The organism is Catenulispora rubra (assembly GCF_015356825.1).
In the GTDB taxonomy this organism is placed as follows: domain Bacteria; phylum Actinomycetota; class Actinomycetes; order Streptomycetales; family Catenulisporaceae; genus Catenulispora; species Catenulispora rubra.
In genome coordinates this window covers 24,892-34,047 of sequence record NZ_JAACYW010000105.1, presented here as the reverse complement: position 1 = coordinate 34,047, position 9,156 = coordinate 24,892, and the positions used below count along the sequence as shown (strand labels likewise).

At 70.4% G+C, this 9,156-nt stretch carries 7 protein-coding genes and 4 pseudogenes; 4 read left to right on the top strand and 7 right to left on the bottom strand.

Annotated features, from left to right (window positions below; translation table 11 throughout):
* Window positions 1–1,166: N-6 DNA methylase (locus tag GWK61_RS26455; protein WP_194912320.1), on the bottom strand; the 1,166-nt coding region annotated here is incomplete at its 3' end.
* A 133-nt stretch (window positions 1,167–1,299) separates the two neighbouring features.
* On the opposite strand from GWK61_RS26455, the gene GWK61_RS26450 reads away from it, so the two are divergent.
* The gene (locus GWK61_RS26450; protein ID WP_194912312.1) at window positions 1,300–1,914 is read left to right on the top strand and encodes a DUF4352 domain-containing protein; all 615 of its coding nucleotides are present in this window, start codon (window positions 1,300–1,302) and stop codon (window positions 1,912–1,914) included.
* A 90-nt stretch (window positions 1,915–2,004) separates the two neighbouring features.
* Here GWK61_RS26450 and GWK61_RS26445 read toward each other — a convergent pair.
* Window positions 2,005–2,310: pseudogene (locus GWK61_RS26445) on the bottom strand (ketopantoate reductase family protein); the annotation flags it as partial.
* Between the two features lies 1 nt (window position 2,311).
* Between GWK61_RS26445 and GWK61_RS26440 the strand changes: the two are divergent.
* Window positions 2,312–2,617 (top strand): annotated as a pseudogene (locus tag GWK61_RS26440) (TetR/AcrR family transcriptional regulator); the annotation flags it as partial.
* Window positions 2,618–2,674: 57 nt separating this feature from the next.
* Here GWK61_RS26440 and GWK61_RS26435 read toward each other — a convergent pair.
* Window positions 2,675–3,262 carry a suppressor of fused domain protein gene (locus tag GWK61_RS26435; RefSeq protein WP_194912306.1) on the bottom strand — a complete coding sequence of 196 codons (588 nt, stop codon included), beginning with the start codon at window positions 3,260–3,262 and terminating at the stop codon, window positions 2,675–2,677.
* Window positions 3,263–3,413: 151 nt separating this feature from the next.
* On the opposite strand from GWK61_RS26435, the gene GWK61_RS26430 reads away from it, so the two are divergent.
* Window positions 3,414–5,798 (top strand): galactose-binding domain-containing protein, encoded by a 2,385-nt coding sequence (locus GWK61_RS26430; protein WP_194912304.1) that lies wholly within the window; start codon window positions 3,414–3,416, stop codon window positions 5,796–5,798.
* 348 nt (window positions 5,799–6,146) lie between these two features.
* Here the strand turns inward: GWK61_RS26430 and GWK61_RS60910 are convergent.
* Window positions 6,147–6,236: pseudogene (locus tag GWK61_RS60910) on the bottom strand (transcriptional regulator); the annotation flags it as partial.
* Window positions 6,237–6,341: 105 nt separating this feature from the next.
* On the opposite strand from GWK61_RS60910, the pseudogene GWK61_RS60905 reads away from it, so the two are divergent.
* Window positions 6,342–6,708, top strand: a pseudogene (locus tag GWK61_RS60905) (GNAT family N-acetyltransferase).
* Window positions 6,709–6,832: 124 nt separating this feature from the next.
* On the opposite strand, the gene GWK61_RS26415 reads toward GWK61_RS60905, so the two are convergent.
* The 3 genes from GWK61_RS26415 to GWK61_RS26405 all read right to left on the bottom strand — a co-directional run bounded on the left by GWK61_RS26415 (window position 6,833) and on the right by GWK61_RS26405 (window position 9,071).
* Complete coding sequence (locus tag GWK61_RS26415; RefSeq protein WP_194912302.1) at window positions 6,833–7,318, bottom strand: hypothetical protein; 486 nt, start codon at window positions 7,316–7,318, stop codon at window positions 6,833–6,835.
* 235 nt (window positions 7,319–7,553) lie between these two features.
* A complete protein-coding gene (locus GWK61_RS26410) occupies window positions 7,554–8,030 on the bottom strand; it encodes a VOC family protein (protein WP_194912300.1) in 477 nt (158 codons plus the stop codon).
* Window positions 8,031–8,102: 72 nt separating this feature from the next.
* Window positions 8,103–9,071: a helix-turn-helix domain-containing protein gene (locus GWK61_RS26405; RefSeq protein ID WP_228562971.1), complete on the bottom strand. Its 969-nt coding sequence runs from the start codon at window positions 9,069–9,071 to the stop codon at window positions 8,103–8,105.
* Window positions 9,072–9,156 lie beyond the last annotated feature (85 nt).

The following is a 9,156-nucleotide window of genomic DNA, read 5'->3' as shown; positions in this document are numbered from 1 at the left end:
CGGCCTTGCCCCCGATCCTGGCCCCGGTCCGGCCCGGGACGATCGGCGTCGCTCTGGTCGATGAACAGCACCCGGCTCGGCGAGGGATCCGCGAGAGTGGGGCGTCTCAGCACCCAGAGATGCAGCGAAAGCCCATACGGCGCCGCGCTTCCCACCGGCAGCCCGATGACGGCGCGCAACACCCCGCGCCGCAGCAGCTCCGCCCGGACCCGGCGCCCCGGCCGGCGCGCGGCCACCGCCGGCGGCAGCAGGACCGCGGCCGTGCCGCCGACCCGGAGCCGGGCCACCGCATGCTGCACCCACGCGAGTTCGGCCTCGGCGCGCGGCGGCATGCCGAACTCCCAGCGCGGATCGTAGGCGAGCTCGTCATGGCCCCAGTCCCGCTGCGCGGAGGGCGGTTGGCACAGCACCGCGTCGGCTTCGAGGCCCGGGTGGGCGTCGGCGAGCAGCGCGTCGCCGGGGGAGACCTCGACGATGTGGCGGCTGCCGACCGCAGCCGCCGCTAACGCGACCGCGAGCCGGGCCCCGGCCAGCGCCGCGAGGGCGGCGTCGTCGGTCTGGCCGACGATCGACCAAGCGCCGTCACCGGCCCCGGCGCCCGCCGCCTCAGCCGCGAGCAGAAGCGTTCCCGCGCCGCAGAAGGGGTCGTGGACGACGACCTTGTCGGCGCCGTCCCGGGGCATCGCCACGGCGGCCATCAGACCGGCGAGGGCCGACGTCGCCGAGCCGGTGTCGCGATCGCGGGCGTAGGTGTCCAGATAGCGGCCCAGAAGCTCTTCGAAGACTGCGTTCGCGCTGGTCGTACCGGCGAGCTCAGCAGCCTGATCCACCAGCTTGGCGTCGACTCCGGCCGCCTTCTTCTTGCCGGCCGCCAAAGCCGTGCCCAGCGCCGCGAGCACCCCGGCCGTCCCGGCCTCGCTGCCGCCGCCGGCGCCGGAGCTGGCGATCGAGCGCCACAGGCGCTCGCCGGCCGGAAGCTCGGCCAGCTTGCCCTCGGCCCGCAGCCACCGCTCGACCTCGGCCAGCGAGAACGTCGGGCTGGTGTCGCTGCCGCCGACCGGGGCCGGGAAGCCGGAGTGCCGCCGCCGCCAGTTGCTCACGGCGGCGCGGCCGACGCCGGCGAGGCGGGCGATCTGGGCGGCGGTGACTTCGGTCTGCTCCGTCATGGCCGCAGCCTAACCGGCTTGTGTTCACAAACGCCAGCGACCCCGCTGCGATGTTGTCTGTTGACAGTGTTCACAGCAATATGATTCGCTCGCTCTGCACACGAACGAAGCCATCGAATTCAGGAGTACACAGATGACGCGTGAACACCTCAGCCCGGCTCGCGGCACGGTGCGGACCGGCCTCGGCGCGATCGCCCTGGCAGCGGCGCTGGCCATGGCGACTTCGGCGTGCCAGAGCTCTTCGAAGGCCTCGGTGGTGGGCCAGGACCCGACGACGTCGGCCGCCGCCGTCGGCGCGGCCGGGACCACCGCCTCAAGCTCGGCGGCTGCGACGTCGAAGGCCTCGGCGCCGGCCGCGGGCGGCGCCTTCAAGACCGGCCAGCAGGTGAAGGTCGGCGCCTACACCGTGACCGTGCACAAGATGACGTATCCGTACACGAACGACCTCGACCAACCGGACGCCGGCAAGGCCTACGTCCTGCTCGACGTCGAAGTGACGAACAGCAGCGGCGACTCGCAGGCCTTCTCGAGCATGCTCCAGCTCGGCCTGAAGGACTCCACCAACCACACCTACGACGAGACCATCATCATGGGCGTCGACGGCAACCCTCCGGACGGGAACATCGCGGCCGGCAAGTCACTGCGCGGCCCGATCGCCTTCGAGGTCCCGGCCGGTTCCAAGGGCCTGCAGTTCAGCTTCATGCCCGACCTCGGCAGCGACAAGACCTACATAGACCTCGGTAAATAGCCCGCCGGAACGCGACGGCCCCGACTCGGTCCCACCGAGTCGGGCGTGGGGAACCGATCTACGTGAGCAGCATGAGCCGGGGTTTTCGGCTTACCGGGCCCTGGCATAGGCGCGCATCTGCTCGGCCGTCCGCTCGAGTTCGGCCGCCTCCGTGGCAGGCGTGGCGCTGTCGAGCCCGCTGTGCGCGGCCGTCGGGCTGCGCAGGAAGCGCCGCAGCGTGAGCACGAGGAGCCCTTCCGGCAACTTCTGCAACGCGGCGAACGCGCGCGGGACCGGCGGCGTCGGCATGGCGGCCAGGTTCTGCCGCATGAGGCGGATCATGGCGCGGATCGCGTCCGGATCGTCGGCCAGCGCTCTCCGGCCGCCGGCCGCGAGCACCGCCTGCCCGAGTGGCACGACGTCCCGGCTGATCGTGACGATCATCACCGACCCGGCCGAGGAAGTGCGCAGCTCGACCGACCCCCCCGAGGACGCGGTCCGTGATCGCTACCTGGCGGCCTACGAGCGCGCGCTGCCCGGCCTTGCCCCAGAGGAGCTGCTGTTCCGGATGCGGGGGATCCTCGCCGTGGTCGGCGTGGACCGCGCAGAGGTCTACAACCAGCCCACCCCAGGCTGCGTGACCCCGGTAGCGGGCGAGGCCGCCCGGCGGTGGGCGATCACCTTCCTAGCGGCAGCGATGAGCGCGCCGCCGACCGGGACCTGACGACTCGCGTCAGTCCCGATCGGCCGACGGCAGCGCTTCAGGCGGGTCCGGCGGTGTTCAGGCGCCCGCCGTGGACGGAGCTGTGAACACATCCCGGGAGTCGATCAGATTGCCGGCGAAGGTCATCGGCGGCACGGTCGCCGCGGCGGCCCGCTCCTGCTCGGTGATCGGCACCACGGTTATCACCTGCACCCGGCCCTCGCAGGTGTCGAGCCAGTTGGGCGTGTCCTTCAGCAGCGGCCCGGCCAGGAACACCGCGGCGCAGCCCGGGAAGGTCGGGAAGTCGTGCTCGAAGCCGACGATCTGGGCCCAGGTGACCGACCGGCCGGTGTTCCACGGGTAGACGGCCAGATTCGCCAGCTGCATCGCGATCTGCTGCTCGTCCTCCGGCGCCAGCGCGCCCGAGCGCGACAGCCACAGCTCGGCGCGGCCGCCCTCCTGGCCCTCCGGCGCGGGCATCGGCGCGGTGGCCATCCCGACCGTCACGAACGTGGTCAGACCTGCGGATTCGGTCGGCCGGTAGATGAAGACGTCGAGCCGGGCGATCGGGCCCGGGCCGTCTTCGAACGTGATCGAGGCGGCCGCGTCCCCGCGGAGTTCCATCAGGGTTCTGAAAACGTCGCGCAGGACCGGGGGAGCAGACATGGAGCGAACCTACACCGGGGTCTGTCTTCGAGCTCTTACTCATAAGTTATCGAGATATTGCAAGACTCTCACTCTCGTATAACTATGACCCGTACGAAAGTTGCACCTCCCTGTCGGAAGAGCGTCAAGCCAGTCCCGAGGAGATAAGCACATGACGGTCACACGCCGAAGATTCCTCACCACCGCCGCGGCCGGCTCGGCCGCGGCCCTGCTCGCCGGACCGGAGCTGCTGGCCGCGCCGGCGGCGAGCGCGGCGAGCCCGGCCGGCGACGTCGTCGGCAAGATCACCGTGGGCTACCAGGGGTGGTTCGCCTGCGCCGGCGACGGGGCGCCGATCAACGGCTGGTGGCACTGGTCGCAGAACTGGTCGCAGACTCCGTCGCCGAGCAACAACGTCATCAAGGCGTGGCCGGACATGCGCGAGTACACGCACACGTATCAGACCGCGTACTCGAACCTCGGCAACGGCCAGCCCGCGACCCTGTTCTCGTCCTACGACCAGCAGACCGTCGACACCCACTTCCTGTGGATGCAGCAGAACGGCTGCGACACGGCCGCCTTGCAGCGCTTCAACCCGAACAGCTCCGAGGGCCCGACTCGGGACGCGATGGCGACGAAGGTGCGCTCGTCCGCGGAGACCCACGGCCGCAAGTTCTACATCATGTACGACGTCACCGGCTGGACGAACATGCAGTCCGAGATCAAGGCCGACTGGACCAACAAGATGTCGGCCCTCACCGCTTCCTCGGCCTACGCGCGCCAGAGCGGCCAGCCGGTCGTGGGCATCTGGGGCTTCGGCTTCAGCGACGCCAACCACCCCTGGGACGCCCCGACCTGTCTGGACGTCATTACCTGGTTCAAGAACCAGGGCTGTTACGTGATGGGCGGCGTGCCCCGCGAGTGGCGCACCGGCACCGGCGGCTCGCGCGCCGGCTACAGCGGCGTCTACCACGCCTTCAACATGCTCTCCCCGTGGATGGTCGGCGCGATCGGCACCGCGGCCGACTCCGACAACGCCTACACCACCTACACGGTCCCGGACCTGGCCGACTGCACCGCCAACAGCGTCGACTACCAGCCGTGCGTCCTGCCCGGCGACGTCTCCGGGCGCCAGCGCGCGCACGGCGACTTCATGTGGCGGCAGTTCTACAACATGGCCCGCGCCGGAACGCAGAGCATTTACATCTCGATGTTCGACGAGTACGGCGAGGGCAACCAGATCGCCAAGACTGCGGAGAACCAGTCGATGTCCCCGACCGGCTCCGGCCTGCTGGCCCTGGACGAGGACGGGACCGCCTGCTCGTCGGACTACTACCTGCGGCTCACCGCCGACGGCGGCCGGATGCTGAAGGGGCAGACAGCCGTGACCGCCACCCGGCCGACGCAGCCGGTGGTCGGCTCCGGCGGCGGGTCGGGGAACCTGGCCCTGGGCAAGGCGACCTCGGCCAGCGGCACCTCGCAGAACTTCGTGTCGGCGAACGCCGTGGACGGCGACCCGAACACCTACTGGGAGAGCGTCAACAACGCGTTCCCGCAGTGGTTCCAGCTCGATCTGGGCTCGGCGACGTCTGTCGGGTCGGTGGTCATGAAGCTTCCGGCGTCGTGGGGCGCCCGCACACAGACCCTGACGCTGGCCGGCAGCACCGACGGCTCGACCTTCACCACGCTGGCCGGACCCGCCGGCTACACCTTCGATCCGTCGACGGGCAACACCGTGACGGTCAACGTCGGCACCGCCCCCGCCCGCTACCTGCGGGCCACCTTCACGGCGAACACCGGCTGGCCCGCCGGGCAGCTCTCGGAGTTCCAGGTCTTCGCGCCCACCGGTGGCGGCGGAGACACCACACCGCCCACCGCTCCGACCAACCTCACGGTCACCGGCCACACCTCGACCAGCGTGTCGCTGTCCTGGACCGCGTCCACCGACAACGTCGGCGTCACCGGCTACCAGGTGCGGGTGAACGGCACGACGTCGCTGACCACGACCGCCACGTCGACCACGGTCAACGGTCTGTCGCCATCCACGACCTACGCGTTCGCGATCGTAGCCACGGACGCGGCCGGAAACCTTTCCCAGCCCTCGGCATCGGTGTCGGCGACCACGGACGCGGCCGCGAACTCGAACCTGGCGCTCGGCAAGGCGACCTCCGAGAGCGGCCACACGCAGAGCTACGCGTCGTCGAACACCGTCGACGGCAACGCGAACACCTACTGGGAGAGCGTGGACAACGCCTTCCCGCAGTGGCTGATGGTCGACCTGGGTGCGGTGACGTCGGTGTCCCGGATCGTGCTGAAGCTGCCGCCGGCCACGGCGTGGGCCGCACGGACCCAGACGCTGACGGTCAGCGGTGGCGCGGACAGCAGCGCGTCCTCGACGCTGGTCGGCTCCGCCGGTTACCTCTTCGACCCGGCGACCGGCAACACCGTCACGATCACCTTCTCGGCGGCCGGCGTGCGGTACGTGCGGCTGACGTTCACCGCGAACACCGGGTGGCCGGCCGGTCAGGTGTCGGAGTTCGAGGTCTACGCGAGCTGACTCGGCGCGTGGCGGCGGGGCGGGGCGGGGAGCGCGTGACTTCCGGCCCCGCCGCTCTTGCCGCTGCTACCCGCTTCTACCAGCGGACCTGCATGGCGTTGCGCATCATGGACGCCTGCGAGAAGTCCTGTACGGTTCGTGCGTTCGTGTCGGCCACCTTCTGCATGATCTGCTTCAACTCGTCGGGTCGCGGGTTGATCAGGCCCCTGATGAGGTGGTCGCCTCCACACACAACGCCCCTGGCGCCTCGACGAACCGCGACACCGTCTTCAACGTCGATCCCAAGCCCCCGGCCCAGAAACGCTGAATCCCGCCAATCGTCGCGTCCCTGCCGTAGACCACGTTGCCGGCGCTCCAGGCGCGGCCGTCGAGCAGCGCCAGGCAGAACGCGGCGCGCGTCCCGTCGGCGAGCAGCCGCGCCACCGCCGCCAGGTCCACCCCGACGTCCCGGCCCGCGCGCTGATCGTCCACGTCTCGATTGTCGCCGATGTCGCTGACAACGCTTCGACGGCCGTCAAAGCGTCTCCGACCTACCGTGTCGGCATGATCCTCACCGACAGTCCCACTCCCGCCGACCTGGCGGCGATCTCCGACGCTCTGGACCGCTTCAACGTCGAAGCCACCGGCGTCGACGACCGCAGACCGCTGGCCGTCCTGCTCCACGATCCCGAGACCGGCGACGTGATCGGCGGCCTTGCCGAAGGACTTGCGTGGCAACGGCCTCGGCGCGGAGATCCTGCGCCGGGCCGAGGACGAAGCCCGGGTTCGTGGCTGCCGCACCGCCGTGCTGTACACGATCAGCTTCCAGGCCCCCGAGTTCTACCGGAAGCAGGGCTGGACGGTGCTCGGCGAGGTGCCGTGCGATCCGCCGGGGACCAGCCGGGTCTTCATGACGAAGGAGCTCGGCTGATCCCGTTCTCCTCGTGGTCTCCCCGTACAGGGATGGCCGGCCGTCGCGACGAACGCGACGGCCGGCCACTTGCCCTGACTGTCGATTGCCCTGACTATCGATTCACCGGCTCACGCCGGGTTTCTCACTGGTTCTGCTGGTCGGAGTAGTCCTGCTGCTGCGACCCCTGCTGCCCGGACATCTGCCGGCCGTCGTCCAGCTGCTGGTCCTGGTCGGGCTCCATGCCGCGCATGCCGCCCTGGCCCTGGTCGAACTGCTGGAAGTTCTGGCCGTTCTGGTCCTGCGAGCCCATGCCGCTCTGGTTCATGCCGCCCTGGTTCATGCCGCTCTGGTTCTGGCCCATGCCGCTCTGACCGAACTGGGGCGCCTGACCGGACATGTCGCCGCTTTGGTAGCCCTGGAAACCGGGCTGGTCCTGGGCGTCCAGGTGCTGCTGGTAGTCGCCGTTCTGCAGCCTCTGCGGGTCGATCCCCATCTGCTGCAGGGTGTCCGCGTGCTGCTGGGGGTCGATCTGACCGCCCATCTGCTGCAGCTGCTGAGCCGCCTGCTGGTGGTCGCCGCCGAGCTGTCCGACGAGGTTCGCGATCTGGTTCGGGTCGTAGTTGGGCATGATCATGCCTCCTTCCCGTCTGGGAGCCGAACGGCCCTTGAGCAGCGAAACACGCTCCGCGCCGGTCCGCACCCGGCGCCGCTGCGGGCGGTCCCCCGAATGGGCCCGTGCCGGGCCCGCCGCATTTCCCGGCTTGCAGGTGAACAGTCGGCGCTTCGGCGGTGAATCAGAAGCCTGAGGCATTTGTGTCTTCGACTTCTGAGATGTCGCCGAAGTGCCCTTCCCAGAGGCCTGACTAGGCGCTCGTCCGCGGGTGCCCGCGATACGTCCCGAACGACCAGCGGTTCCCCTCCGGGTCCCGGGCCCGGAAGTCGCGGGAGCCGTAGTCGGTCTCGTACAGCTCCTGCAGGATCTCGGCGCCGGCCGCCTCGGCGCGGGCGAACACCTCGTCCGGGTGGTCGGTCACGACGTAGGCGCCGAACGTGCCGGGGGCCAGCGGCCAGGCGTCGCCGTCGGAGGCCCGGGCCGAGCCGAGCATCACGCCGCCGCCCTCGGGCCAGCTCAGCTCGGCGTGGTGGACCTGGTCGCCGTCCTGGTAGACGACGGTCGCCTCGAAGCCGAAGGCCTCGGTGAGGAAGTGGATCAGGGCGGGGGCGTCGGCCGCCCGCAGGGTGGGCCAGACCTGCGGCGGCGGTGCCGTTTCGGTGGCCGTGGTGTGTGTGGTGGCGGTCTGTGTGCTTGTGGTCTGCGAGCTCGTGGATTCGGTGGTCATGGCGGGTCGGCTCCTTTGCGGTTGTCCCGCTGGTCGTCGTTCGGGTCGTCGTTCGCGCCGGCGCCTCCAGGGTCACTCGCCGAGGGCCGCGCCCGATTGGATATTTCGGAACTCCTCGGCCAGCCAGCGGACCGGCGGGCATCCGGCCAGGGCGTTGAACTCGCGGTCCATATGCGCCTGGTCGTAGTAGCCGGTCTCCACTGCTAGCGCCGCGAGCCCGAGGCCGCGCGCCGTTCCCGGTTCCGATCCCGGTCCCTGTCCCGGCTCGGAGCCGTGCCTGGCATCGGCGTCCGGCCACACATCGACCGGACCGCTGCGGGCCCGATCGGTCAGCCGCCGCCGCGCCCGATCGAACCGGATCACCCGGGCCGCGGCCTTCGGCGTGAGCCCGAACTCGGCGGTGAAGCGTCCGGACAGGCGGCGCGCGCTCCAGCCCAACTCCTCGGCCAGATCGGCGATCGGCAGCGTGCCGTGCGAGCGGAGAAGGAGCCGCCACGCGTGCGTCAGCTCGGCGGGGATGGCCGTCTCCGCGCGCTCGGCATTCTTCGCGGCGACCGCGACGAGCCATTCGTCCACAGCGGCGAACCGCGCTGGCCAATCCTCCGCCGCCCTGAGCCGATCGTGGGCGTCCACGATGTCGCGCCCCAGCACGTCGTCCGCCGCCACGTCGATCTGGGCCAACTCCCCGGCCGGCATCCCCACCACCGCGCGGGCGGCCAACGGACTCAGCGCGATCTGCACGCCGGACTGTCGTCCGTCATGCGTGATCAGCGCGGGAGCCGTGTGCAATCCGCCGAGCAGCAGCCGGAAGTCGCCGGGCGCCTGACCCGGATCGGGATGCGCGAGCACCGTCAGCGGATCGTCGATGGTGAGGATGAGCGTCATGAACGGCGACGGCAGCCCCCGGTGCCGCATCGGCGGAACGCCCGCCTGCCGATACCCGGAATACCAGCCGACCAAAGGACGCACCGCATCCCCGGGCGCCGCGCGCACCGATTCGTCGACGACACCCGCACCCCTGGAGGCGGTTTCCGGACCCACGCCACCATTCTGACCGGCCGGAACGCGATCGGCACCATGGCGTGCACGACGTTATGCACGACGTTATGCACGACGTTATGCACGA

Bases quoted from the DNA above. Each gene is read 5' to 3' on its own strand.
- GWK61_RS26450 (WP_194912312.1), top strand. From the start codon at position 1,300: ATGACGCGTGAACACCTCAGCCCGGCTCGCGGCACGGTGCGGACCGGC.
- GWK61_RS26415 (WP_194912302.1), bottom strand. From the start codon at position 7,318: ATGCCCAACTACGACCCGAACCAGATCGCGAACCTCGTCGGACAGCTC.
- GWK61_RS26410 (WP_194912300.1), bottom strand. From the start codon at position 8,030: ATGACCACCGAATCCACGAGCTCGCAGACCACAAGCACACAGACCGCC.
- GWK61_RS26430 (WP_194912304.1), top strand. From the start codon at position 3,414: ATGACGGTCACACGCCGAAGATTCCTCACCACCGCCGCGGCCGGCTCG.
- GWK61_RS26435 (WP_194912306.1), bottom strand. From the start codon at position 3,262: ATGTCTGCTCCCCCGGTCCTGCGCGACGTTTTCAGAACCCTGATGGAA.